Origin of the sequence: uncultured Nostoc sp. (genome assembly GCF_937863485.1) — a bacterium.
Classification (GTDB): Bacteria; Cyanobacteriota; Cyanobacteriia; order Cyanobacteriales; family Nostocaceae; genus Nostoc.
Genome location: NZ_CALMFY010000151.1, coordinates 1 through 25,599 on the forward strand (window position 1 = coordinate 1; position 25,599 = coordinate 25,599).

Here is a 25,599-nt window from a genome sequence, read left to right on the forward strand (position 1 = left end):
CAGGGGGGCAGAGGAGCAGAGGGGCAATACTTTTCTGCCATTTCTTCATCATCTCTGACTTATTCTTCATCACTCGATGAGATTGAGGAAAAGAAACCGTTTGACCCGTTTGCAGATGCGCCGAATTTGCCGATTTCAAAGCCAGCATCTCAAATCAAACCTATCTTACTAGGTGCAGCTTTGGTAGGAATTGTAGTCTTAGGCGGTGGTACTTACTTTTTGACTCGCCCTTGTGTAATGTCTGAGTGTAAAGAAATACAAAACGCCGAGCAATTAAAAACAAGATCCCCGCAACTGATGCGCCGCGCTAAGTCTGAAAAAGAATTAGTAGCTGTACAACAGCAGCTTACAACAGCCAATGCAGCCCTGAATGCAATTCCTAGTTGGTCACCCCGTTTCCAGGTGTCAGAAGAACTAAAAGCAAGTTTGTCTGGACAGTCAGAAAAAATCAACCAGGTGGTCAAGGCTTTACAGACTGCATCTTTGGCGACACAAAAAGTTCAAATTCCTGCAAATAGCCTAAAGGAATTACAAAGTAGACAACATTTATGGCAACAGGCTATAGCACCACTAGAAGCTATAAGTTCCGATAATGAACTCTATGGGCTAGTGCAAGGGAAATTATTTGATTATCGTCCCCGTTTGCAGGCTGTAAATCAGCAGATATTTACTGAGGAAAAATGGCTGAAAAAATTAACAGCAGCAAAATCTGTAGCTAATGCAGCCAAGAATCGGGAAGCTACTGCTAAATCTTTGAATGACTGGCAAAAGGTTCAGTCTACTTGGCTGGTAGCCATTAATGCCTTAAATAGCATTCCCATAACTAGCCCTGGATACCAAGAAGCCGAAAAGCTGTTGGTAGATTATAAACCTAAACTAGTAGCGGCACGCGATCGCGCTACTAAAGAACAATTAGCTGCTAGAACCTACCAACAAGCCGTTAGCACCGCCAAGCAAGCCAAAGTTTATCAGCAACAAAACCAATGGCTTGCAGCGGCGACATACTGGGATCAGGCTTTGCAAACTGCTAAAAAAGTTTCCCAAGATAGCTTGTACTACACTCAGGCTCAGTCTCTCATCGAACCCTATTCAACAGCCCTCAAACAAGCACAAGAAAAACTACAAGTTGTTAGTAGTTTGCAACAAACCCGCACTGATTTGGATAAAACCTGTATTAATGGAATTCGGATTTGCACATTTAGCATAGACAAAACAAGAATTATTGTTAGGTTAACGCCTGAGTATGACCAAATAAGGCAAAATAATTTGGCTAATCCTTATTCTGAAAATTCTAATACTGCTGTTGATATTACCAATCACTTGCAAATCTTACGGGAAGCTTTAGCTGTAATTAGTGACAATGCAAACTTGTCCCTTTTCCTCTACGATTCTCAAGGTCAGGTAATTTATACGCGGACTTTGGGTGGGTAAGTAGAAAAGTTAGGAGTTAGGAGTGAGGAGCTAGGAATATATGCGGTAATTCGTGATCAACATCGCGCTTGCGAATGATTCGATCGCAATCACAGATCAGATTCTGGTACTCTCAAAATCGCGCTGATTGCATTTGTGGAGAAGGCTTTCTGAAGAAGCGATCGCTCAACTGAACCGAGCGCTATTGATTGCTCTTGATCTGCCAGGGCAAGATGATAAAATACTCTTGGATGTAGATTAATTCCCTCACCTTATTAACTGCGCGGCGGAATTGAAAAATTGACGACACAACCCCTTCGTGACTAAAACTGTTGTCAACAAGTTAGCGAAAGCAACCATGAACATAATCAAAATTTCGTAAGATACTGCGTCCAGAGGTTTTACACCAGCTAATAACTGTCCGGTGGTAATTCCTGGTATTGCGACCATACCTATGAGGATCATTTGATTGAGAGTAGGAATCAATCCGGCTCTGATGGCGTCTTTGCGGTATTGGCTAACTGCTTGCTCTGGAGTTGCGCCTAAGCTCAAATGGGTTTCTATTTCGAGATAGCTGGAATTAATGGTGCTGACAAGGCGATCGCCTGCGATCGCTGCTGCATTAGTAGCATTACCTAAGACTATCCCTGCTAGGGGAATTATATACTGTGGTTCATACCATCTTTCTGGTTGAATGATCAAAAAGTTGGTGTAAAGCACTGTCAGGGCGGTACTAATTAAAATTGCACCCCACACCAAAGGCAACACATAAGGAATTTTTTGGCTGATGCGATTTCGTGCGACAATCGCCGTAATTGTCAGCATTATTGCTAATAGCGCCAAAACTGCCCAAGCATTGTCTAAAGCCAAGATGAAATCTAAAATGTATCCCAATACAAGTAGTTGTAAGATGGTTCTCCCAGTAGCAAGGGCTAAGTTAAACTCTAATCCTAATTTTTCCCACGCAGATAAACCAATGGCGATCGCCATCAATCCCACAGCAATAGCTAAATCCACGAAATCCAGCTTGATCAGATCCTGCATGGGTTCTCTATCTCCTGGTATTTTGTTATCAAAGCAGCCCACATGCCTGGAACTTTGATCCGATGTGTTGGATCTTGGTTGATATATATCACTTTCATCAATTCAAAATTCAAAATGGTACGACCAAAACATGGCAAACACCTAGTATATCTACTATCTGTAAATTAAATGTGCGGTAGTTGACCACCACACAATTTAAGTAAAAACCCTAATAGATGCGTATCTTGGGCGATAGTCTTTTAGTAGCTCCTCTTTGATTAATAATTCAATCAGCAAAAATTGACTGTTGAAGTGCATCCTTTGTATCTCCCGATAAAATGAGAACTCATGATCCAAAGTGTAAATCCCATCCCTGCCTTTGATATTAAGCAGCAATACACCACCATCGAAGCAGAAGTAAGTGCAGCTGTATTAGAGGTTCTGGCTTCTGGCCGCTATATTGGCGGCCCCTTAGTCGAAGGCTTTGAGCAACAGTTTGCTGCTTATAATACTGTTACTGAATGTGTGGCTTGTAATTCTGGTACTGATGCGCTCTACTTAGCATTACGAGTCTTGGAAATTGGTGCAGGCGATGAAGTGATTACAACGCCTTTCACCTTTATTGCGACATCTGAAGTGATTAGCGCCGTGGGTGCAAAGCCTGTTTTCGTTGATATTGACGCTACTACGTTTAATTTGGATGTAGAGCAAGTGGCGACAGCGATTACACCCAAAACCAAAGCGATTATCCCGGTTCACCTATTTGGACAACCTGTGGATATGACATCATTGATGGCGATCGCTCAGTCTCACAATTTGTCAATAATTGAAGATTGTGCTCAGTCTACAGGGGCGATTTGGGCTGATCAAAAAGTAGGAAGCATTGGACATATTGGTTGCTTTAGTTTCTACCCTACCAAAAATCTTGGTGGTTGCGGCGATGGCGGGGCAATAACGACTAATGACCCAGCGATCGCTACTAAACTGCGAATACTACGGGATCATGGTAGTAAAATTCGATATTTACACGAGGAAATAGGTGTAAATAGCCGCTTGGATGCTCTCCAAGCAGCTATTTTGCAAATTAAGCTGCGTTATTTAGATATTTGGAATGATCGCCGCCGAGATATCGCCAATTATTACTATCAGTTCCTTAGCCAAGTTCCAGAGATCGTTCCGCCCCAAGAATTATCTGGGGGTATTGGGGTATGGAATCAATACACTGTTCGCATATCAGGTCAAGGGCGAAATGGTTCTAGTGCCAAATATCGAGATTGGGTGCGTAATCAATTGCAAGAGCAGGGCGTGAGTTCAATGATTTACTATCCCCACCCTTTACATTTGCAGCCAGTTTATCAAAGTCTAGACTATCAAATTGGGGACTTACCAATAGCAGAGCAAGCTTGTCATGAAGTCATATCCTTGCCTATGTTCCCAGAATTGACACAACAGCAGCAAGACCAGGTGATTTATGCGTTGAAGGATTGTTTGGGAATAGGGAATAGGGAATTTTAATATTTACTACTCCCCACTTCACATTAAAGACTAAGCGATCGCGCGGCTGCTAGCAGTTGTTAAGGCTTCCACTAAGCCACGCACAGCGGCAATCATGGCTACTTCGCTATTGAGTTGATTGATGGCGGAACCAACACCAACACCAGCAGCACCAGCAGCGATCGCTAATGGTGCAGTAACGTTAGAAATGCCTGAAGCACACAATACTGGCACTGACACCACACGGGAAATCTCAAAAGCTGCTGCCAAAGTGGGAGCAGCTTTTTCAATTAATCCTAAAGTTCCAGGGTGAACTGGGTTACTGCTAGTACCGCCTTCGGTTTGGATAATGTCCGCTCCAGCTTTCACCAGTTCTTCTGCTAACTGTACCTGTTGATCTAGTTCCAAAATGTGGGGAACGGTGACAGATAGGGTAATTTCCGGGAAAAGAGCGCGGGTTTGCTTAGTCAGCGCTAGCACTTCTGGAGCCTCAAAACGGCGTCCTTGAGCATAGAAGGAATCGAAATTCCCGATTTCAATTAAATCAGCACCAGCTGCCACAGCTTGCACAAATTTTTCTGGTTCTACTGCTGATACACAAATTGGTAATTTTGTCAAATTTTTAGCTAGCTGTACCAAGGTTGGATCGGCGGCAATATCGACAAAAGTAGCACCGCCAAATTCAGCAGCTTTGACAGTCGCAGCGACGCTAGCGGCGTCGAAGTTATTCAAGCCGCTGATCACTTTCAGAACGCGGCGGTTATTAAATGCACGTTGGAGTGGAGAATGCATCGTCATGGTTGGGCTTTTGAAGCTATGAAAATTAGGTATATTCTACCGTCCCTCAGTTGATGAGGGACTAAATTACTATGGCAGTTGCCAAATCTTGATAGTTTTATCCTTACCGCCACTAACCAAAGTTTTGCCATCTGCACTGAAAGCGATCGCATAAACTTCGGCTGAATGTCCATTAAAGGTGTGTATTGCCTCTCCCGTGTTCAGTTTCCAGACTTTTACAGTCTTGTCATCACTACCACTAGCAATATATTCCCCATTTGGGCTGAAGGCGATCGCATTTACATCAGCTAAATACCCCGGAATAGTGCGTATTTCCATGCCTGTGTCCAGTTTCCACACTTTGATGGTTTTGTCATCGCTAGCACTAGCTAACATCTGACCATCTTGGCTAATTGCAACGTCATTCACATCGCCTAAATGCCCCATAATGGTATTTATTTCCTTACCAGTATTCAAATTCCAGACTTTAATAGTTTTATCCTTACTGCCACTGACAATAGTCTTACCATCCGGGCTGATGGCAACGGAAAAAACATCCCCTTAATGCCCCGTAATAGTACTTATTTCCTTACCAGTATTCAAATTCCAGACTTTGATGGTTTTGTCATAACTACCACTGACAATAGTCTCACCATCCGGGCTGATAGCAACAGAATTAACGAAGTCTTTATGACCATTCAAAGTGCGGCTTTCCTTACCAGTATTTAAATTCCAGACTTTGATAGTTTTATCCTTGCTGCCACTGACAACAGTCTTTCCATCTGGGCTGATGGCAACAGCATAAACCCAGTCTGAATGCCCGGTAAGAGTACGAATTTCATGCCCACTTTCGATGTTCCAAATTTTGACAGTTTTGTCATCGCTGCCACTGGCAAGGTTATTAGTTAAAGAGTTAGAGTTCATAGCCAGGGAATTAACTTCACCTAAATGCCCAGTTAGAGTTGTGATAGACGCTAAGCTTCGTAAATATATATATCCCCCTAACCCCAATAGCACAACAGCACCCCCCACCAGCAGTTTACTTTTCCACTGGATTTTCGGCGGTGCAACAGTGGCGAGTAAAGCAGATGGCGGTGCAACAGTGGCGAGTAAAGCAGATGGGGGTCTATACTGATCCATTGATAGCGGCTGTAAGCTTGAATCCAAATCTAGGAGGACTTCATCCGCTGACTGGTAACGCTCCTCGATATTTTTTTGTAACAGCTTACCTAGTACATTTTTTATGGATGCAGATATTGGCAACCTCACGTGTTGCTGCCAGTGTGTTACCCAGCCGTAGCCCTCTTCAGCCCAGAGTTCAGAGGGGTTAATTCTTGTTAACAGATGAAAGCAAGTCACACCCAAACTGAATAAATCGCTAGCCGCATAAGCGCGACGCAGTTTCATTTGTTCAATTGGCGCATAGCCATAGGAACCAATACTCGTGCCTGTATTATCCAAAGAATTTGTAGTTAACTGCTTGGCAACGCCAAAATCAATCAGCACTAACTTGCAATCGCTTTGGCGACGGATAATATTTTCTGGCTTAATGTCGCGGTGAATTACCTGATGTTCGTGGACAAACTTCAAAACAGGTAATAATTCACTCAAAACTTCCCAAATCTTGTCTTCACTGAAAATTCCTTGTTGTCGTAACTCCTGCCCTAAAGTTTGCCCTTTGATCAACTGCTGCACCAAATATAAATAGTTATCCTGCTCAAAATAAGCATACAAAGTGGGAATTTGAGGATGTTCTCCTAGCTGTTGCAGACGCCGTGCTTCTTCTTGAAATAATTCCGTTGCCTTATGCAAAGCGGTACTTCCTTGGACTTGGGGTGCTAGCTGCTTAACTACACAATGCTCTTTGAGCTTGTCTTCATCCTCTGCCAAAAAAGTTCTGCCAAATCCGCCGCCTCCCAGTGGTTGAATAATGTGGTAGCGGTTTCGTAGCCGTGGTAGTAATCTTGTCCCGCAACTTTGACAAAAATTTATGCCATTAGGGTTGAGGGGCTTCATGCAACTGAGATTGAGGCAGTAGCTCATAGTTAGGCATCTATCACCCGTTGTAATCTATGATAAATACTTCCTGTGCATCCCTTAGTATTTCTGATCGCTATGTTGTAAAATTTTGCTTTTGGAGCTTATTGTCCTAATTCAGCTAGGTATTAAATGCAGCATAGCGCCACTATACTCATAAAGTTCAGTAAATGCCTATACGAAAATAATTAAGTTATGCCTTTCAGGAGGAATACATGACTGAAGAAATAATGGTAAAGTTTGACGAGAAAGAAATACTTGAACTCTGGGATAATAGAGCTACAGACTGGGATATTCAAGTTGGCGAGGATGGCGATAGCAATCGAATTCTAAACTCAGATCCGGTACTATGGAGTTTCGCTGGTAATGTTGCGGGATTGTCTGTCCTCGATGCTGGTTGTGGCACAGGATATCTGGCACGCCAACTTTGCCTTAAAGGTGCCAGTGTAACTGCTATAGATTTTTCACCTCAGATGATAGAAATTGCCCAATTCAGAGCTAGCCAAAAGAATCTAGATATAGATTTTCATTTGGATTCATGCACTGAACTCAAGTCGCTTCCAGATGAGCAATTTGATATTATCATCTCGAATTACGTTCTCATGGATTTGCTTGATCTCGAAGGAGCAATCAGGGCATTCAATCGTGTTCTTAAGCCTAGTGGTATTGCAATCCTTGTGTTCTCACATCCTTGCTTTCCCCAAGGCAACTCGACAACTGTAAATGAGGATGGGACAGTTTGTTATGGTTGGGCTTCTTCTTACTTTGAAAGGACACAACGCAACGATGAACCTTGGAACCATTTTACAACACCATTTATCTGGTTTCACCGTCCTCTTTCCGACTACTGGAAAGCCTTCAAGGCAGCAGGTTTTTCTGTGGACGAATTTGAAGAACCAAGAATTACCCCAGAACGATATCATCTTGCAGAAAACGACCGGAAGCTTTTCAATTCCAAAACACGTCCCTATTCGGTAGTTTTTAAACTCCTGAAGGTTAAAGGATTATATAGCAACCCGATATTCTAGTTCCATCCATCTACGTCTGTAGGGTCTTTTACCACTATCCTAGTCAAACTCTGGAGGCCACAAATCTGTAATTGGTACTTCCCATCCTGGAAGCAGTTCGGGAACTGTTAAAATATCGCCATCACGAAGTATTATTACCTCTTGTCCAAAGTTGTAAACTTCAACAATCCGCTCATCTGGATTGAGCAAAATTCCTACCTTAGTTCCCAAACTCAGAAATTCTTGAATCTTGGCTCTCAGATCCTCTAAATTATCACTAGGGGACTTCACCTCTACAGTCAAATCGGGAGCCAATTGAGCAAAAGATTTGGGACTGTGACGCAAGCGTTCAGCTAAAACAAATGAGGCGTCCGGTGCGCGTAAATCTGAATTTGGCAATCTGAAACCAGCGCTAGAAGCTGCTGTTCGTCCTAGTTTGCGCGGTCTTACCCAATTACGTAATTCGGCAATCATTGCAGCTGCTACTTCATCTGATTCGTATCCTGATGGACTCGAAACAATAATATTACCCTTGATTAGTTCCATCCGATAGTCAGGATACTGTTGCTGCATTTTTTCCAAGTCATCAAGCGTTAGGGACATAAAACCTCTGATTATCACACGCCCTGTATTTATATTATGGACAGACCTCTCCAGGAGCGATCGCCCCATGAATTTCCTAGTCATCGCCAAACCTGTCACTCCAAAGGCTTCCTATGTTCTGCTGGATCGTGAAAAAATAGGAATAAGCAGTAAAATCGAATATTATTGCTTATTTTTCAAAACACTCCATCGCTGTTTGAACTTTCTCAACTTGCCTGGATGCTTGCATTTCATGAAAAAGTGCGTAGGCGTAGCCCGTCGCAGACATCGCTTGCACAAAACTTTCCCTACTCTGCTCAATTTCACCCATTTTTTTATGAGTCAATGCCAACTGATAATAAGCTTCAGCTAAATCAGATTTAGCACCTATTTTATCAAGAATTTCTATTGCTTCTGAATGATGAAAAATTGCTCTAGGAAATTCTCCTTCTTCTCGAAAAAGTTCCGCCAGACAACTGATAGCTTTAGCTTTGATCTGAGTAAAGTTGTTTTGTTCAGAATTAAATATAGCTCGTTGGCACAACTCAAAGGATTTTTTTAAATTACCTAAATTTTTATAAGTTAAGCAGAGGGTTACTAAACTATGCCCTATTCCCCATAAAGTCACTCTAGTTGATGATGACATGGCATAAAAGGCATTTTCAGCAAGATTCAAAGCATCTTCTCTGCTACCAGAGCGTGATTTTATCAAAGCTAGACAGCATTGAGCATATGCCATGTAATCATCAAGGTTGCTATTTTGTTCAGCAAGGCTACAAACAGAATTAAAACAATCTTCGGCTGCTTCTATTTCCCATAATTCAAGTTTGCAAAGCCCTGTATTGAACAAAATAGATATTTTTGTTTTGACATCTAATTCGCCTAATACTTTTCCTGATTTTTCATAACATTCTATAGCTTCTCTAATACACCCGATAATTCGATATGTATACCCCAGGATATTGTAAAGTTTAATTAATCTTTCTGGCGATTTTATATCGTCTATTATCCGTTTAATGACAGAAAAATTTTTCTGGAGCAGTCCCAGTTGGTAAAACGAGCAACCCAAAGGCAACCCTATACTCCACTGTTCACCTCTTCCTTGTAAAATTACATCACCAGCTTGCTCAAAATCACTAATTTCTACATAGTGATAATAAGCCTCTAAAGCGGTTAAAGCATCTGTGATATTTTTGACGGCTGCAACTCGTTGCGTCCAAAATTCTGCGGCTTTTCGGTTTACTAAATCCCATTCTTCACTGATTAACCTTAACCTACTAATCGCTTCATCACGAATGACCGGATGCAGCCAGTATTGTCCTTTTTTTGCTTCTATTAAAGACAAATCTTGCAGAGCTTTAATTACACCTCTACGTTTTTGTTCTGGTACATCCCAAAGCAAACATAAAACTCCCTCAATAGGTAATGAAGTAATATCTTGATAACGATAGCATCCTAAACGACACAGGAGACGATAGGCTTCTAAGTCATTTTCTTGGAGACGGGTAAATTGACTGGCGACTAAATCTTTTAACTCTCTTTCTATTAATAAATTTGTACAGTTTTCCTGCCAATAGGCATGTATATCACCAGAAAAATCTGTCAATATTGCTCCTCGGAGAATTTGCATTGCTTTGGCGTTACCTCCACAAGCTTTGCACATTTCACTGAGAATAGTAGAATCACAATTGATGTGGCGACGGCTGAAAAATTGTCGCCACGCTTGATCATCTAAACCTTCCAGTGGGTAGAGATGAACCTCTACACTTGACTCCCGCAAACGCTCACGACTCGTTACTAAAGTAACTGAATGCACATCCTGATCTGCTAATAGTCTCAATAGTTCAACATAAGGGCGACGAGATTCGAGAATCTTGCCATTTTTATCGAGAGCAGTTTCTAGATTATCGATAAATACCCCAATTTTAGAAGTTTGTTCTCGGAGTTTGCGCCGTAGTCGTTCTAAGCTGATACCAAAGTCGCATCCCGGTTCTTCCTTAAAGTATCGCCGCAGCCATTCCTCAACCACACTCTCCACAGGAGTGAGGTTTTGGATTTCTGTGGCCATCCACAGTTCCAGTACAAAATTAAACTTTTGAGTTTTAAAATACTTGCGTGCTAAGGTGGTTTTACCAACACCGCCTTCACCCTGGATGAGAATAACTTTTGCTTCCCGACTCACAAGGGCGTGGAGATCGGCTATTTGGCGATCGCGCCCCACGAAGTTAGAATCTATTTCTTGAGGTTTAGTGCCATTGCCCACTAAATTGGGAATCTGGGAGATTTGTTGCGACTGTTGCGTTGTTCTAAACCCCTGAACCACGCCTTGGAAGGTAGATTTTGAGACTTTCTCCCCTAGCACTTTTGATAGTAATTGCCAAAGTTCTGCACCAACTGCTTTTAAATGCGCTTCAGTGTAACCACGGCTATTGGCAATATCCTGGTAAGTCCGCTTTTCATCCTCCCACAAATGACGCAAGATAATCCTTTGAGTTTTATCTAAGTGTTCTCCCGTCTTGAGAAAAACCAAGTTATCTACAAACTCTAAGGCTTCTTCTGCACCCATTTGCTAGCTTGATGTATCATTTGTAATTCATTATAACCATATTTTTACTACTTCTTCCTACCCGTCATACTACAAAATACTTTTTCCTACTCGGTAGGGAACTCACTTTATCCGACTGCAAAGCATTCTGGGCTGTATTACTATTGTAATTAATACAGGCGAAGTTAAGTTAAGCGCCAAGAAAAGGTGGTTGAGGAGAGATTTTACCAGCGCTACTATTGCAAGCTTAGTAAATCACAGATATTATTTGTTCCTCTCCCATATTAATGACTCATGAAAGTGGTGTCTACTAAACAGGCAGTAGCTATTAACTAATTAGATTCTGTAGAGCGTATTTACAAGTAAGTATGTAAGTCTTTACCCTACAGGAGGTTCAATGATGTTAGACAAAGATTGTCATCATGATTGCAATCAAAATCACTGCCCCTTTGCTCAAGATACACGTAATCCCAATAGATATGTTTGCCTCAAATGTGGTGTTGAGCGAGAAATAAGTATCCCTCTAGTTTAGGCTCATTTTTGCTGCTGTTGTTGGGCTTGTTTATTTCGTTTCAACTATTAGCTAATTAGGAAAAGGAAAATGAGCTACAAAGGCAACAACAGTCTTTGAAGAATTCACCCAATCAGGTAATTATTCACTAGTAAAATTAATCTTCAGACTAGGCATAATTTCCCACATCCTCCTTTTTAAAATGGGAAACGGGAAATTAAAAAGAATATTCACTACTAAAAACTCAGCTACTTTCGTAACTAAAATTATGCACACAAATCAGGATACGCTTCTATTTCGCTTTGCTTCTAAATCTTTGAAATATTTCTTGTTGGTGCTATTTGGCATTGCGATCGCCTACGTTTTATCCAGTGGTTTAGGTATCTTACAAATCATCCCCATACTGCTGTACCTTTTACAACAGTTTTTGCTTCCACTAGGAATTATCCTGTTGTGTTTAATTACAACAGCAGTAATTCTTGAATCCCTGCGTTAAGAATCGAGGGAATGACTCCTAACTTATTCACTTTCCGTAGTAAACCCTGGCATTACCATATCCTATATTTCGCAGGTATTTATTCCATTCCTGAGCTTGGAATCGCTCAGGGAAAGGCCCTACTGCTACGTGTGGCCCTCGTGGTTGCGTCCTTTCGAGGACTGCGCCAGATCGTCCTAAATCTTGACTATATGGGGCTATATTCTGCCTAATTTTTGCTGCGATCGCAGGTAACTCTTGTTGAGTGGTGGGAATGACGACATAATATCTAGAGGCTTGCCTGGGAGGATTTATATTACTGCGATCGCCTACAAAGCCTCTATTACCTCCATCTATTTCCTGTCCGTTAGCGGAGCTGATCCGTACATTAGAAATGCCTCGTGACTGTAGCTCTCTGACCCGTTGTTGGGCGTTAGATACTCTGTTAAAAACTCCTGACTGAATTACATTCCGTCCTTGGTAGTAGCGAATGTAAGCACTGGGTTCAATCCGACGGATTGCTTGTAGCGTCTGGAAATCACTACTATCAACGTAAACTGAGTAGCGCTCAAAGTTCTGGTTATATTGACTAAACTGTGCAGGTTGAGAGGGCTGAAAATTCTGTTCAAATTGATTGTTCTGTAATGGTTGAGAGGGCTGAAAATCCTGCTCAAATTGATTATTTTGTACTAGTTGGGAGGGCTGAAAGTTCTGCTCAAATTGATTGTCCTGTACTGGTTGTAACTGCGGTGATGGCTGTTGACCAAAGGGAATTGGCGGTGGCGGTAAAGTTTCACCTGCTTCTTGAGCCAGTAGCACCTTGTTGTGGATTTGTGCTTGTGCTGGGGTAGAGTTGGGAATCAGCACTAACCATCCTCCCACTAACAAGGGGAGAAGTCTAATAGTGGGTTTCCAACCCTCAGAACTTCGGTGCAGCATCTGAAATGGGATAAATTGACAAGGCATTCCTCTCGACATAAGTAGTTAGAAAGTAGTCAAAATATTTCTAGACAATTTCCATCAGGAACTAATTAGTTCACGTTGTAGCAACTATAGCGCTTCTGGTTTCTATACAATACACTCTGACCTCACTTCCATTCCTTTCTCTAAAAAGAGAAAAGCTTTGAATCTTACTCCCCAACGCTACAAGGGTTGGGGGTTAGGTATCTATTGGACTCCAACCCAGAGGCGCTATATATAGCCTTAACGTCAAATTAGCTCATGCTGCGTGGCAAAAAATACATCTGTAACTAATCTTAGATAAGGGTGATGGGAGAGGGAACAGCGATGTCTACGATGGGCTACACCTACGCTAATTTAGTTACTTTAAAACTGAAGTGCTTTACTAGCAAGGCTTTGAAGAGTGTGTGCTACAATGGTACAACCACGCATATCGTGTCGTGTTTGTATGAAAAAAGTCGTCGTTGGTCTTTCTGGTGGCGTTGACAGTTCCACCGCCGCAGCTATCCTGCACCATCAGGGCTATGAAGTGATTGGTTTGACTCTTTGGCTAATGAAAGGCAAAGGTCAATGTTGCTCTGAAGGTATGATCGACGCGGCTGATATCTGTGAACAATTGGGCGTTCCCCATCAGATTGTGGATATTCGGGATCTCTTTCAGACGCATATTGTCGATTACCTGGTGACTGGTTACAGTGCTGGGATCACTCCTTTGCCTTGTTCCCAGTGCAATAAAACGGTGAAGTTTGGGCCAATGGTGCAGTATGCCCATGAACAATTGGGATGCGATCGCATCGCCACTGGTCATTATGCCCGAATTAGCTATGACGAAGCAACTGGACGTTACCAGTTATTAAGAGCTGTTGACCGCAATAAAGACCAGTCATACTTCCTCTATGATTTGTCTCAAGATTTACTTGCTGCAACTATATTCCCTCTCGGTGAACTAGAAAAAACTGACACCCGCCGGATTGCGACTGAATACGGACTGAAAACTGCTGATAAACCAGAAAGTCAAGACTTATGTTTAGTGGAAAGTAACGGTTCCATGCGGGCATTTCTGGATAAATATTTAGCTCCCAAAACAGGCGATATTGTAGATATGACAGGCAAAGTTTTGGGACAGCATGATGGTGTCCATCACTACACCATTGGCCAGCGCAAAGGCTTGGGGATTGCTGCTGCCGAACCGCTATATGTGATTGAATTAGATGCGGAAAATAATAAGGTAGTAGTAGGCGATCGCACTAAGGTAACTCAACCAGAATGCACTGTAAATCGGGTAAATTGGGTTTCTATTGCTGAACCATCCACCCCAATTCATGCCGAAGTGCAAATTCGCTATCGTTCTACGGCTACACCAGTGACGGTGATTCCGTTGGAAAACTCCCGTGTGCGTTTGGTGTTTGATGAACCCCAAATCAGCATCACCCCCGGACAAGCAGCGGTGTGGTACGACGGGGAGAAAGTGTTAGGTGGCGGAATTATTGAACAATTTAGTTGAATGTCACATCGGTTTTGCTAGAAGCCAAAACTGCCTCTTCTTTTAACTTCAGATAAGCAAAAGCTGCACTGAGTTTTGGAGGGGTATTTTTGTGTTTAAATTGGATAATAATGCCAGAACAAGAGCCAATCACTGATCCGTTTTTAATACAGCTATTAGAAGGCTATACCTCAGCAGAGGCGGCAGGGATTCAACAATACATGGATCAATGGGATGCTGCTACCTATACCAGTGTTGCTCAAAGTATCTTAGACCATGCTGCTAGAAAAGGAATTGAACCTTTAAAGTATCTACGCAAAGCTCATAACTTTAATAAAAAAGGAGCGATTCGAGTTCCGAAAACTGGATATAGAGGCGATAGTTCAGCTGTCTATCGTAAAAGCGGGGAGTGTGGGCGATGACTTGGGTCGATTCGTACCGCCTTTTCCTGCACCCTCACAGACATTTGTGCCATTTCCTTAATCTGTCAAAGATGGTGTAGCAGTGCGACGCAAAACTGCTAAATCCTCCTCATCCAGTTCCACCTCAATTCCACTGCGAATCAGTTCAGCAAAATGGTCATTTGGCACCATAATACTTAGGGCATATAAGCGACCCAACCCGGTATTTTCAATAAAATGTATGTCGGTGGGAGGTACTAAAAAGCTGTCCCCCGCCTGAATTGGTACTGCCTTACCATCACAGTGAGCGAGTCCTTCCCCTTTAAGGATGAAAAACATTTCCACCGCCGACTGATGCCGATTCGGGGGTTGCTTCCCGCCCACGTCAAAAATTTCTACACAAACTATAGGGGAGACGTCAGCACTTGCCTTATCGAACACGATCGCTAACCGATTCGTGGCATCGGGACTGATACGATATACCTGGTAGTCTTTGGGAGATTTAATTACTGGAATCATACATTGAGTTACCTTTATAGTGAGTTCATTATCTCGCTTTCAGTTACCTCTTCTAGGTTGCTACTTACGTCATGATTGTGATCCTCTATCCCAACTGTCCCCTCTGTCAATACCCCCCACCTGAATCCTTACGTGTTTTTGTTGGTTTTATATAGAGAAAAGGGAAACACTGCCACCAAATCGGGGTGACGCTACTATATCTCCATGAGATAAGGCAAACTCGCGGAATTTTGTCCAGTCGGAAATCTTGTGTCCATTACCGGGAGGTTGATTAGGCAACGCTTGAAAGTCCCCAGTAATGTCCAGCCGCTTTAGCCATAGGTTGATGGTGTTGCGACTAATGTTGAATAGAAGACTTGCTTCACTAATCTTCAATCCATCGAGCTTTATGGCTTGGATAACTTTCTGACGCAGGTCGTAACTGTAAGGTTTGGACATGGAATGAGTGCGATCGCGCGGAAGGAGGATTTGGGACTACTTCCAGTTTATGTCATAACCGCCAAGGCGGTTGCTATACTTATGGAGTCAACGATGACTGAAGCAATTTGAAATGAGCAAGAATTTACTAAGAAAAACATTGTTCAATTGTTAGGGCAGTTGACTAACGCATATCAAAGTAGTCGCACCGAACGACAAGAAATTGCTATAAAGTTTCTCTCAGAGAATGAAGAGTTTTCTCTGTTAGAAGAACTTGAACTTTTAACAGTAAATCTCAGAGGTTATGCTAGTCAATTTCAATCCACAGATCGAATTGTCAATAAAGACCACGCAATTGAGCAATTACAAGCTATGCGAGTTTTAAATGTAGCTCAAATTGCGAGTTTTTATTTTGGCAGTAATGGCAATTATCAACAGATAAAGAGTTATATTAGAACGTTAGATTACTTGCGGTTACTACTATTGGAGTATTTGCAGCTTCAAAAAGCATAGTACTGGAATAGCGACCACTTTTTATCTCTAACCAAGGTTCAGTCAATTAATCAGATAAACAACCATTAATTTCATTAATGATCTCAATAATTTTATCTTCATTCTTTTGATAACCCTGTTCTTTAGCTACTGCTAATGCTTGCTGATAATATTTCAGTGCTTTGGAGTGTTGTTTTAGTTCAATAAATAGTTCGCCTATATGTTCAATATTTTGAAGTTCAGTCATACGATTGCCTAATCGGTTACAAATAATTAAAGATTGCTGATAGTATTTTATAGCTTTTTCATCCTCTTTCAAATGTCTATACATCAACCCTAAAATACTAAGAGTATTACTCTCACTCAGACTATCTCCAATTTCTTTACTAATCGCTAGAGCTTCTTGAAGATAATTTTGTGCTTTTGAGTAATTTGCTAAATCGCAATAGACATCACCAATGAGATAGAGAGTCTCTGCCTGACCTGGACGAGCATTAATTTCTCGTCGAAGTGCTAATGCAAGCTCGTAATAGTTTAATGCTTTTTCAAAGTCTTTTAAACTAGCGTTAAGTAACCCAAGATTACTCAAAACAATAGCCTCTGTGTCGCGATCGCCCATCTTACTCGCTATTACTAATGCTTCTTGATAGCATTTTAAAGCCGTTGTATAATTTCCATAACGAAAGTATATATGACCTATATTATTGAGGGTTGTACTTTGACCACCAAGATCACCAATCTGCTGATGTAGGCTTAAAGCTTCTTCATAGTATTGAAGTGCTTTTGGGAATTCTTCTAGAAAACTATAAACTGCTCCAATGTTATTTAAAGTAGTACCTTCGTCTTGCTGCGCTCCTATTTCTCGACGAATTGATAAAGCTTGGTGATAATATTTTAATGCCTCTTGATACTGTCCTGTCTGATCATAAATACCTCCAAAATTATTGAGGGCTGTAGCTTCGTTAGCGCGATCATCTAATTGTTTGAAAATTTTTAAAGCTTTTTTATAGTGTTCTAGCGCTTTTGTGTATTGTCCCATCTGGCGATAAACACATCCTATATTATTCAGGGAAGAGGCTTGACCTGATAAATGATTATTTTCTAGCTGGATGTTAAGGCTTTGATGATGTAGCTCTAATGCTTCTGGATATTGGCTTAATTCATTGTAAATTTGTCCTATATTGTTAAGAACAGATGCTTCACCATTTCGATGATTTTGACTCCTGTAAATTTTTAGTGCCTCTTGAGATTTATCTAAGGCTTTTTGAGGCTGTCCAAGCCTTTCATAAATTAAGCCAGTATTACTGAGAGTAGCAGCTTCATTAGATAGATGGCCTACTTCTCTACTAATTATTAAGGAGTGATTATAGTGCTGTAGTGCTTCTGAATATTGTCCTAATAAGGAATAGACTGCCCCAATACCACAAAGTGTTTTTCCTTCCATTTTGCGATCCATGACCTCAAGATGAAGAAAAAGCGCTTTTTGATAGTTCTCTAAAGCATTTGAATATTGTCCAATACTACGATAAGCACCCCCAATATTACTAAGAGTAGTACCTTCATTTTTTAAATCTTTAATTCTTTGAAAATAAGATAAAGCTTGACTGAACTGTTTTAATGCATCATGATAAAGTCCTTGATTATATAAGTCAAGTCCTAGATTTAAATGTCTTACTCCGTCTGCTTGATATTCTTGTTTTATTAAAAACTTAACGAATCGACGGATTGCTCTTAATGGTCTAAGTAAAGCTGAAGCTAGCACACGTAAGTAAGATAGCACTTGCAACCTCCAAAGGCTAGTTCTTGAGTTCAAACTTATTTTTCCCAATTATTAGTCTGGAGTTGCAGGAAACTGAAAGCAGTTCTTATCTCAGGTAAATCTTGTGATAGGTTGAAAAGACACTATTTTTCCAACTATTTTTTCTCTACGTACCAGCATTTGATAAGTTAGTACATAATCTGAAACAATAACAGTAAAAGCAGAGAGGGGATTACGTTGAGTCAAAATTCAGATGCCATAGCCCCGCACGGTGGACAGTTGGTTAACCGGATCGCCACACCAGAACAAAGAGCAGAGTTTCTCTCAAAAGCTGACTTTTTGCCGCGAGTGCAACTTGACGATCGCGCCGTTTCTGATCTAGAAATGATTGCGATCGGTGCTTTTAGTCCACTGACGGGTTTTATGAACCAGGAAGACTACGATCGCACTGTGACAGAAATGCGACTAGCTAACGGTCTTGTTTGGTCAATCCCGATTACATTATCAGTAAGCGAAGAAGTCGCTTCTCGCCTGAAAGAAGGCGACTTGCTCCGTCTAGATAACCCCGCCGGTCGGTTTATCGGGGTTTTGCAACTCACGCAAAAATACCACTACGACAAAACCCGCGAAGCAATAAAGGTCTACCGCACTGATGATGCCAATCATCCAGGTGTACAGGTACTCTATAACCAAGGTTTAATACATCTGGCTGGCGATATTTGGCTACTGCAACGCGAACCTCATCCCCAGTTTCCCACCTATCAAATTGATCCGGCTGCCTCGCGGCAAATGTTTCGAGAAAATGGCTGGAAAACCATTGTTGGTTTCCAAACTCGCAACCCCATTCATCGCGCTCATGAATATATCCAAAAGTGCGCGTTGGAAACAGTAGATGCACTCTTTTTGCACCCATTGGTAGGGGCTACAAAAGATGATGACATTGCCGCCGACGTGCGGATGCGCTGCTATGAAATTTTGCTAGAACATTACTACCCTGATGACCGGGTGGTTTTGGCAATTAATCCAGCCGCAATGCGGTATGCTGGCCCTCGTGAGGCAATATTCCATGCTTTAGTCCGCAAAAACTACGGCTGTACTCACTTTATCGTCGGACGAGATCATGCTGGCGTCGGTGACTATTACGGCACTTACGATGCTCAATACATCTTTGACGAGTTTGAGCCAAGTGAATTGGGCATTGTGCCGATGAAATTTGAACACGCTTTCTACTGCCTGCGTACTAAGCAGATGGCAACATCTAAAACCAGTCCCAGCAAGCCAGAGGAACGCATTCATTTATCTGGGACAAAAGTCCGGGAAATGCTGCGGCGCGGTGAGTTACCTCCACCAGAGTTTTCCCGTCCAGAGGTGGCGGCAGAGTTGGCACGGGCAATGCGGATAGAAGTATCGGTCTAGGGCATTGGGCATTGGGTATTGGGCATTAGTTATTCTTTCTCACTCTGTTCCCTGATCTTCCTCATCTCCCCCACTACCCACACTTTGATCAACAAGCAAACAGCATAAACTGTAACTCCTGTAAGCTGCTAGCTGATGGGCTGAGGGCTGATAGCTAATTATGAAACGGCGCACGTTTTTACACAGAATTGGCTCAATACTCGCGGTATTGGGGATAACTGAAGCTGAGTGGTTGACCTTGGGAAATCGCTATTATCAGGCTTTGGCACAACCCAGTCCGCGCAAGTTGGCTTTGTTAATAGGTATTAACCAATACCCCAAAATTCCAGACCTCAGAGGTTGTCTGACGGATGTAGAACTACAAAAAGAACTTTTGATTCACCGCTTTGGCTTCCAAGGGTCAGATATTTTAACCTTAACTGAGGAAGAAGCTAGCAGGGAATTCATTGAGGCGGCTTTTTTGGATCACTTGGGCAAGCAAACTAAACCCGGTGATCTGGTCGTATTTCACTTTAGCGGCTATGGCAGCCGTGTCAAATTGGAAACATCGTCAGATCCAATGCAAAATGCTCTGGTGGCAGCCAATGTAAGTAAAAAATTACAAGATGAGAAAATAGTCAACTATATATTAGAAGAAACTCTACTGCTATTATTGCGATCGCTCCCCACAGACCGAGTAACAGCAGTATTAGATACTAGCTTTTATGCTCCTAGCACAGTATTAGGATTAAAAATTCGCACCCTTGAGGAGTCAGTAGCAAAGTTAGCAGCAGAGGAAGACTTTCTTAAACAACTTAAAACTCAAAACTTACCCAGCACTCCAATTGTTTTAGCAGCTACCTCAAATCCAAAGCAGTCGGCGAGAGAAGGACTATTTTCTGGTTTTAGTGCCGGGTTATTTACCTACGCCTTGACGCAGTATTTGTGGGAATTCACCCCAGCCACCACAATTCAAGTCGCCCTCTCTCATGTAGAAAATTCTCTATCCAAATTGGGTAGCAAACAGCAACCAGCGTTATTAAGTAATCAGAAAAATCAATATATAACGTCTCTATTGCCAGACAGTATGATCGGTGCCCAAGGTGCGGTGAGTGCCATTGAAGAAGACGGCAAAACCGTGCATCTGTGGTTAGCAGGATTACCTCCACAAGTGCTGCTATACTACGGAGTGAATTCTCGATTCACCCTAGAAACAACAGAGCAATTAGTATTGCGATCGCGGACTGGGTTAACTGCAAAAGCCCAAATTTATAAAATTGAAGGTGCAAATTCCCTCCAAGTCGGGCAACTCGTCCAAGAAGCAGTCCGGGTTTTACCCCGAAATATTAATTTAATAATTGCTCTGGATACTGGATTGGAAAGAATTGAGCGGGTAGACGCTACAAGTGCCTTTGCTGGATTTTCCCATGTATCCACCGTAGTAGCAGGAGAAAAACCAGCTGATTATCTATTTGCCAAGCAACAGGAAATTCCCAGTCATTATGGTCTATTTTCTCTTGGTGGCGAGCTAATTCCCAATACCACTGGGGAAGAAGGAGAAGCAGTAAAGTTAACAGTACAAAAGTTAGCGCCAAAATTATCAACCTTGCTTGCAGCCAAGTTATGGCGACTTACAGAAAATCAAGGTTCTTCCCGCTTGGCTCTGAAGGCAACCTTAGAAATAATTAGTGAGATATCGCCTCGCGTCGTCATGCAGCGCCAAACAGCACGAACTTTCAAAACTGAAACTTCGATTAAAAAATCACTCCCCACTCCCGTTGTGCCAGTTGGTAGTCAAATGCAATATCGAGTGGAAAACCAGAGCGATCGCTCGGTATATTTAATCTTGCTGGGATTAAACAATAATCATACAGCAATTGCCTTCTACTCTTGGAACCCCCAAGAACCAAACACAGCGGACACCAAACCCCTCCTCCAACAAGTCGTCATCGCCCCAGGTGAAACCATTACCCTACCCCAAACTAATGCTGCTTCCGAATGGGTGATTTCAGGACTAGCTTCTGAGTGCGAACAACAATTGATTTTTAGTACTGCCCCCTTTAGTGCAACTCTCGCCGCCTTGAACACTACTAAATATTCCACAGCCGAAGAACAACCGATTGGTCCATTGTTGAATCCATTAGACGTTGCACAAGCCTTGCTACAAGACTTACATAATGCCAGCGCCCTCAAAACGGAGATGAATGGCACAGCAGCCGACTCATATATCTTGGATGTAAATAATTGGGCAAGTTTTAGCTTTAGTTTTCAGATTGTATAAACATGGAATTCATTAACTTAGTTGTGTATATAACAATTCACTTAAAAAATTGCAACGATATGATCAGGCGATCGCTTCTGAATGATAGAGTCCAACCTCACATAGAATTGGTATAAGTAATAAATTAGACTTTTCAAACAACCTCTAAGAAGTTGAGTATCTTAGTACTTTGAAAAATTTACCTTTTGATAAACCATGTACAGATCAATACGCTTGAATTAGAGCCACATAAAATATATTGCATAGGTTGGGAAGCCACTGCGCCCTTCTCCCTACAGCCCTTTGGGCATCCTACGGCAGGCGCTAGCCTCTTCCTTTGGGAGAAGGGGAGACGCCAAGGACGATGCAGTTTCCCGACGAGCCTTGCAAGTGGCGTTTGAGGAATAAAACCTAACCTAAACGGGCATTTGTTAGGTTTCATTTCGTTCAACCCAACCTACAATTATTTTTAACTAAACTGTATTAATGTAGAGATGCGAAATTGCACTTAATACCGCTATGCTTTTATGTATTTACATGGTTTATCTGCCATCATCAAATATCTATAACTTTTGATTATTAAACTTTTTAAATAATTCATTCGCTAGACGGAGGTAAATAAGTAGTTAAGTGTCTACTTTATTTATTAGGAGATGCCAAGAAAATTTTTGAGGTAAAATATAATGGTTCTTTACAAATTAGCAGATTTTGAGCCTAACTATCGGGATAGCTTTGAAGGTCAAGATATTAATGGGCTTGGGGTTTATACACAAGGAAGTGATGAAAAAATTGGTAGTGTTACCGATGTTTTAGTGGATGAGGAAGGTCATTTCCGTTATCTAGTGGTTGACTTAGGCTTCTGGATTTTTGGTAAAAAAGTGTTACTACCAATTGGTCGTGCCCGGATCGACTATAACGTTGATCGCGTCTACACAATTGGCTTGAATAGAGCGCAAGCAGAAAGTTTACCTGAGTTCAATGAACGCCAAACCCTTGATTATGACTATGAAGAACGGGTGCGTGGGGTATATCGCCAACCCACAGATTACACCCTTCCTGTAGAGGCTTCAACATCTGTAGACGCTTTAGCACCATTGGATACACCGACACCGACACCGACACCGACACCGACGCCTACGCCCACTTACACCCGTGATGACTATACTTACGAACGTGAGCCTTCTTTGTTTGGGTTAAATGAGCAAGAGAATCAAACTCTGAAATTGTATGAAGAACGGCTGATTGCCAGTAAACGACGCCAAAAAACTGGAGAAGTATCGATTGGTAAGCATGTTGAGACTGATACTGCACGGATTGCAATCCCGATAGAAAGAGAGCGAGTTGTGATTGAGCGCGTAACTCCAGCAGATGCAGGTACTGCCGTTTCTGGGCGCGAAGCAGATTTCCGTGAAGGCGAAGTTGCTCGGATTGAAATCCACGAAGAAACTCCTGATGTTCGCAAAGAAGCATTTTTGCGTGAAGAAGTCAGAGTTAGAAAAGTGGTAGATCAAGAGACAGTTGAAACTCAAGAAACCGTGCGTCGTGAAGAGTTAGATGTGAATTCTGGTAATCTTCCGATTGAAGAACGCTAACTAAATATAGTCATTAGTTACTAGCTAATGGCTAATAATTAATTCGCCACAGTGCAGGTGGGGCTATAAAATTAGCTTTACCTGTGCTTATAATAGGTCAGAATCAGCACTACATTTAATTTAGCTAAGTAAAAAGCAGTTCATAAATTTTGCATATGAATAGCCAACCGATGGCCAAAAACATTGGACAGGCAAACTCGAACTCTCGCACTAGCAGCTCACTAGCAGATTTGAAAAATAAGGTAAATAATTTTACTGTCATCGATAAGCAAGGTCAGCTAGTAGGAGTAGTTCATGATTTAATTGTGGATGCTAATCGTCGGCTAAACTTAGTTATATCTAACCAGGTGAATCAACAAACTGGAGAATATAATCAGCAATTAGCCGATAAACGTCCTTCTTTATTTCGATTGCAGAGCCAGAGAATCAAAAAAATCGACAAGCCGACTAAATCTGTTTTCATAGACTTAAACAAATCAGAAATCGAGTATATGCCTGAATATTTAGAGAGAGAAACACCAGGCGATAGCAACTCAACTGAGCAACTAGCCAATAATCAAATTACAAATAGCCCAGTTGAGGCAACAAATTCAGAAGAGGCTAGCGAAGAACAGATTATTCGTCTATTAGAAGAACGACTAGTTGTTGAAAGCAGCAAGCGGAAAGTTGGTGAGGTAATTGTTCGCAAAGTAATCGAAACCCGGATGGTGCAAGTTCCTGTCCGGCGTGAAAAGCTGATTGTGGAACAAATTAGCCCAGAACACAAACAACTCGCAGAAATTGATTTAGGACAAGAGGAAATTGATGGTATTGACTTGACCCAAGTAGAAAGACTTGAAGTTACAAATTTTGACAGCGCTTTAACGGTAAGCGGCGAATTTACTTCGCCTAAAACTGCTAGTTTATTGTTGAATGCGATCGCACTAGAGCGAAATCATGGATGCAAGCTGGTGCGAGTGACCATTGCTGTTGAAGATGAGTCACAGCAGAAAAAATACCAGGAGTGGTTTGACCGCTGTTCTAAAGATCAATCAATAAAGCCAGAAAAATAAGTTTTTAGAAGACCAATTAGTAGGGTGGGTATTGCTCACCCTATTTTTTTGCTAATTTAAGAAAAGAATGTTTAAATTTCCGTTCCCTTGCAGGTAAGTAGACTGTCTCCAAAGCAACTTAATTTACAATACTAAGCAGTTGCCGTTCTTTTGGCTACTTGCAATGAAATTTCGACTCAAGAGACTTTCACGGAAGAAACGAGAGCGTCTGATCCCACCGATTCAGATTGAAGTTCGAGATGGAAAATTTGAGATTATGGGTATTGGTGCATGGTATTCTTACTGGCGCGATCCCTACCATCTGCTGCTAACGATTCCCTGGATTGCCTTTCTGATCCTGATTTGTACTTTTTATGTAACTATTAATACTCTATTTGCCCTAGCTTACTTGATAGGAGGAGATTGTATTGCCAACGCCCGACCTGGCTCTTTTTTAGATGTATTTTTCTTTAGTGTGCAAACCCTAGCATCCATCGGCTATGGGGCAATGTATCCTAAAACAACTTACGCCAACATTATTGTCACGATTGAAGCAATGATCGGTTTGGTGGGAATTGCTGTAATGACAGGACTAGCGTTTGCTCGGTTCTCCCGACCCACAGCCCGTGTGCTTTTTAGCCGTGTTGCTGTAATTACACCTCATGATGCCATGCCAACTCTGATATTTCGCACCGCTAATAAGCGTCGCAATACAATTTTGGAGGCGCAGATGCGAGTCTACTTAATGCGCGACGAAGTAACCCAAGAAGGGCAGTTCATGCGTCGGTTCTACGATCTCAAACTGCTGAGGAACCAAACACCTAGCTTCACGTTAAGCTGGTCAGTGATGCATGTCATTGATGAGTTTAGTCCTCTATATGGGATGACATCAGAATCGTTAACCCAGACAAATAGTATGCTGATTATCTCTTTGAGTGGCATTGATGAAACCGTTGCACAAGTGGTTAATGCCCGTCATAGCTATGGTGCTAATGAGATTTTGTGGAACAATCAATTTGTCGATATCTTCCACCACACACCCGATGGACATCGCTACATTGATTACAACCGCTTCCACGATGTTTTACCTTTAGATTAAAGGGGATTAAATTCCTGAAATTTACTCCAAAGTCTGATTGAGTGGTGGTTGTAAGGGTTTAACGACAACCCGACCATTTTCAATTACAGTGCAACTTTTAACCACGCTCTTGCTGTAGTTAACTGGTACATTCTGACACTGGCTTTGGTGAGAGATATTTTGCTTCTGTTGTTGATTGAGGACGACAACACAACAGGCGCAGGAGGAGAAGGACATATAAAATATTTTGATCTCTATATCTATTATCGCCCTACTGGTGCTGTTTAGCTGAAAAATTTACTAACCATGTGTTTTGAATAACTCAGGATAATAAGCAAACTAGCTGTGCGC

The 25,599-nt window shown here is 41.8% G+C and carries 20 protein-coding genes and 2 pseudogenes; 12 read left to right on the top strand and 10 right to left on the bottom strand.

The annotated features are described in order from the left end of the window. A partial coding sequence (locus Q0541_RS19280; protein ID WP_298913715.1) for a hypothetical protein occupies positions 1-1,431 on the top strand: 1,431 nt, incomplete at its 5' end. 246 nt (positions 1,432-1,677) lie between these two features. On the opposite strand, the gene fetB is transcribed toward Q0541_RS19280, so the two are convergent. Beyond that, entirely contained in the window at positions 1,678-2,454 is a 777-nt protein-coding gene (fetB, locus tag Q0541_RS19285; protein ID WP_298913718.1) for an iron export ABC transporter permease subunit FetB, read from the bottom strand. A 327-nt stretch (positions 2,455-2,781) separates the two neighbouring features. Here fetB and Q0541_RS19290 point away from each other — a divergent pair, with 327 nt between their 5' ends. After that, positions 2,782-3,948, top strand: a complete 1,167-nt coding sequence (locus Q0541_RS19290; protein ID WP_298913721.1) for a DegT/DnrJ/EryC1/StrS aminotransferase family protein — start codon at positions 2,782-2,784, stop codon at positions 3,946-3,948. Between the two features lie 30 nt (positions 3,949-3,978). Here the strand turns inward: Q0541_RS19290 and Q0541_RS19295 are convergent, their stop codons facing one another. Both Q0541_RS19295 and Q0541_RS19300 read right to left on the bottom strand, forming a co-directional pair. Further along, on the bottom strand, positions 3,979-4,725 hold the full coding sequence (locus tag Q0541_RS19295; RefSeq protein WP_298913723.1) for a DUF561 domain-containing protein: 747 nt from the start codon (positions 4,723-4,725) through the stop codon (positions 3,979-3,981). Between the two features lie 69 nt (positions 4,726-4,794). Beyond that, positions 4,795-6,747 (bottom strand): annotated as a pseudogene (locus tag Q0541_RS19300) (serine/threonine-protein kinase). A 209-nt stretch (positions 6,748-6,956) separates the two neighbouring features. On the opposite strand from Q0541_RS19300, the gene Q0541_RS19305 reads away from it, so the two are divergent. Further along, on the top strand, positions 6,957-7,769 hold the full coding sequence (locus Q0541_RS19305; RefSeq protein ID WP_298913725.1) for a class I SAM-dependent methyltransferase: 813 nt from the start codon (positions 6,957-6,959) through the stop codon (positions 7,767-7,769). Between the two features lie 39 nt (positions 7,770-7,808). Here the strand turns inward: Q0541_RS19305 and Q0541_RS19310 are convergent, their stop codons facing one another. Next, the gene (locus tag Q0541_RS19310; protein WP_298913841.1) at positions 7,809-8,351 is read right to left on the bottom strand and encodes a Uma2 family endonuclease; all 543 of its coding nucleotides are present in this window, start codon (positions 8,349-8,351) and stop codon (positions 7,809-7,811) included. Positions 8,352-8,520: 169 nt separating this feature from the next. After that, on the bottom strand, positions 8,521-10,896 hold the full coding sequence (locus tag Q0541_RS19315) for an AAA family ATPase (protein ID WP_298913728.1): 2,376 nt from the start codon (positions 10,894-10,896) through the stop codon (positions 8,521-8,523). 758 nt (positions 10,897-11,654) lie between these two features. On the opposite strand from Q0541_RS19315, the gene Q0541_RS19320 reads away from it, so the two are divergent. After that, positions 11,655-11,882 carry a hypothetical protein gene (locus Q0541_RS19320; protein WP_298913731.1) on the top strand — a complete coding sequence of 76 codons (228 nt, stop codon included), beginning with the start codon at positions 11,655-11,657 and terminating at the stop codon, positions 11,880-11,882. A gap of 27 nt (positions 11,883-11,909) precedes the next feature. Here Q0541_RS19320 and Q0541_RS19325 read toward each other — a convergent pair whose 3' ends face one another. After that, positions 11,910-12,827, bottom strand: a complete 918-nt coding sequence (locus Q0541_RS19325) for a hypothetical protein (protein WP_298913734.1) — start codon at positions 12,825-12,827, stop codon at positions 11,910-11,912. Between the two features lie 442 nt (positions 12,828-13,269). Here Q0541_RS19325 and mnmA point away from each other — a divergent pair, with 442 nt between their 5' ends. Together mnmA and Q0541_RS19335 are read left to right on the top strand one after the other, a co-directional pair. Next, a complete protein-coding gene (mnmA, locus tag Q0541_RS19330) occupies positions 13,270-14,325 on the top strand; it encodes a tRNA 2-thiouridine(34) synthase MnmA (protein WP_298913739.1) in 1,056 nt (351 codons plus the stop codon). Between the two features lie 110 nt (positions 14,326-14,435). Further along, positions 14,436-14,726, top strand: coding sequence for a hypothetical protein (locus Q0541_RS19335; protein ID WP_298913742.1), 291 nt, complete (start codon positions 14,436-14,438; stop codon positions 14,724-14,726). A 57-nt stretch (positions 14,727-14,783) separates the two neighbouring features. On the opposite strand, the gene Q0541_RS19340 is transcribed toward Q0541_RS19335, so the two are convergent. After that, entirely contained in the window at positions 14,784-15,224 is a 441-nt protein-coding gene (locus Q0541_RS19340; RefSeq protein WP_298913745.1) for a cupin domain-containing protein, read from the bottom strand. A gap of 186 nt (positions 15,225-15,410) precedes the next feature. Further along, positions 15,411-15,662 (bottom strand): annotated as a pseudogene (locus tag Q0541_RS19345) (IS630 transposase-related protein); the annotation flags it as partial. A 159-nt stretch (positions 15,663-15,821) separates the two neighbouring features. On the opposite strand from Q0541_RS19345, the gene Q0541_RS19350 reads away from it, so the two are divergent. Beyond that, positions 15,822-16,154 (top strand): hypothetical protein, encoded by a 333-nt coding sequence (locus Q0541_RS19350; protein ID WP_366941898.1) that lies wholly within the window; start codon positions 15,822-15,824, stop codon positions 16,152-16,154. A 46-nt stretch (positions 16,155-16,200) separates the two neighbouring features. Here Q0541_RS19350 and Q0541_RS19355 read toward each other — a convergent pair whose 3' ends face one another. Then, entirely contained in the window at positions 16,201-17,913 is a 1,713-nt protein-coding gene (locus Q0541_RS19355) for a tetratricopeptide repeat protein (protein WP_298913748.1), read from the bottom strand. Between the two features lie 216 nt (positions 17,914-18,129). Between Q0541_RS19355 and sat the strand changes: the two genes are divergently transcribed. The 5 genes from sat to Q0541_RS19380 all read left to right on the top strand — a co-directional run bounded on the left by sat (position 18,130) and on the right by Q0541_RS19380 (position 25,269). Continuing rightward, a complete protein-coding gene (gene sat, locus Q0541_RS19360) occupies positions 18,130-19,308 on the top strand; it encodes a sulfate adenylyltransferase (RefSeq protein ID WP_298913751.1) in 1,179 nt (392 codons plus the stop codon). A gap of 160 nt (positions 19,309-19,468) precedes the next feature. Further along, entirely contained in the window at positions 19,469-21,568 is a 2,100-nt protein-coding gene (locus tag Q0541_RS19365) for a caspase family protein (protein WP_298913754.1), read from the top strand. 662 nt (positions 21,569-22,230) lie between these two features. Then, positions 22,231-23,139 (top strand): DUF2382 domain-containing protein, encoded by a 909-nt coding sequence (locus Q0541_RS19370; RefSeq protein ID WP_298913757.1) that lies wholly within the window; start codon positions 22,231-22,233, stop codon positions 23,137-23,139. Positions 23,140-23,294: 155 nt separating this feature from the next. After that, complete coding sequence (locus tag Q0541_RS19375) at positions 23,295-24,191, top strand: DUF2382 domain-containing protein (protein WP_298913760.1); 897 nt, start codon at positions 23,295-23,297, stop codon at positions 24,189-24,191. Positions 24,192-24,354: 163 nt separating this feature from the next. Then, a complete protein-coding gene (locus Q0541_RS19380; RefSeq protein ID WP_298913763.1) occupies positions 24,355-25,269 on the top strand; it encodes an ion channel in 915 nt (304 codons plus the stop codon). A 21-nt stretch (positions 25,270-25,290) separates the two neighbouring features. Here the strand turns inward: Q0541_RS19380 and Q0541_RS19385 are convergent, their stop codons facing one another. Next, positions 25,291-25,485 carry a hypothetical protein gene (locus tag Q0541_RS19385; protein WP_298913766.1) on the bottom strand — a complete coding sequence of 65 codons (195 nt, stop codon included), beginning with the start codon at positions 25,483-25,485 and terminating at the stop codon, positions 25,291-25,293. Positions 25,486-25,599 lie beyond the last annotated feature (114 nt).

What these genes read in the sequence shown, in the direction of transcription:
- fetB (WP_298913718.1), bottom strand. Translation starts at nt 2,454, where the DNA reads ATGCAGGATCTGATCAAGCTGGATTTCGTGGATTTAGCTATTGCTGTG.
- Q0541_RS19290 (WP_298913721.1), top strand. Translation starts at nt 2,782, where the DNA reads ATGATCCAAAGTGTAAATCCCATCCCTGCCTTTGATATTAAGCAGCAA.
- Q0541_RS19295 (WP_298913723.1), bottom strand. Translation starts at nt 4,725, where the DNA reads ATGACGATGCATTCTCCACTCCAACGTGCATTTAATAACCGCCGCGTT.
- Q0541_RS19305 (WP_298913725.1), top strand. Translation starts at nt 6,957, where the DNA reads ATGACTGAAGAAATAATGGTAAAGTTTGACGAGAAAGAAATACTTGAA.
- Q0541_RS19310 (WP_298913841.1), bottom strand. Translation starts at nt 8,351, where the DNA reads ATGTCCCTAACGCTTGATGACTTGGAAAAAATGCAGCAACAGTATCCT.
- Q0541_RS19315 (WP_298913728.1), bottom strand. Translation starts at nt 10,896, where the DNA reads ATGGGTGCAGAAGAAGCCTTAGAGTTTGTAGATAACTTGGTTTTTCTC.
- Q0541_RS19320 (WP_298913731.1), top strand. Translation starts at nt 11,655, where the DNA reads ATGCACACAAATCAGGATACGCTTCTATTTCGCTTTGCTTCTAAATCT.
- Q0541_RS19325 (WP_298913734.1), bottom strand. Translation starts at nt 12,827, where the DNA reads ATGCCTTGTCAATTTATCCCATTTCAGATGCTGCACCGAAGTTCTGAG.
- mnmA (WP_298913739.1), top strand. Translation starts at nt 13,270, where the DNA reads ATGAAAAAAGTCGTCGTTGGTCTTTCTGGTGGCGTTGACAGTTCCACC.
- Q0541_RS19335 (WP_298913742.1), top strand. Translation starts at nt 14,436, where the DNA reads ATGCCAGAACAAGAGCCAATCACTGATCCGTTTTTAATACAGCTATTA.
- Q0541_RS19340 (WP_298913745.1), bottom strand. Translation starts at nt 15,224, where the DNA reads ATGATTCCAGTAATTAAATCTCCCAAAGACTACCAGGTATATCGTATC.
- Q0541_RS19365 (WP_298913754.1), top strand. Translation starts at nt 19,469, where the DNA reads ATGAAACGGCGCACGTTTTTACACAGAATTGGCTCAATACTCGCGGTA.
- Q0541_RS19370 (WP_298913757.1), top strand. Translation starts at nt 22,231, where the DNA reads ATGGTTCTTTACAAATTAGCAGATTTTGAGCCTAACTATCGGGATAGC.
- Q0541_RS19375 (WP_298913760.1), top strand. Translation starts at nt 23,295, where the DNA reads ATGAATAGCCAACCGATGGCCAAAAACATTGGACAGGCAAACTCGAAC.
- Q0541_RS19380 (WP_298913763.1), top strand. Translation starts at nt 24,355, where the DNA reads ATGAAATTTCGACTCAAGAGACTTTCACGGAAGAAACGAGAGCGTCTG.
- Q0541_RS19385 (WP_298913766.1), bottom strand. Translation starts at nt 25,485, where the DNA reads ATGTCCTTCTCCTCCTGCGCCTGTTGTGTTGTCGTCCTCAATCAACAA.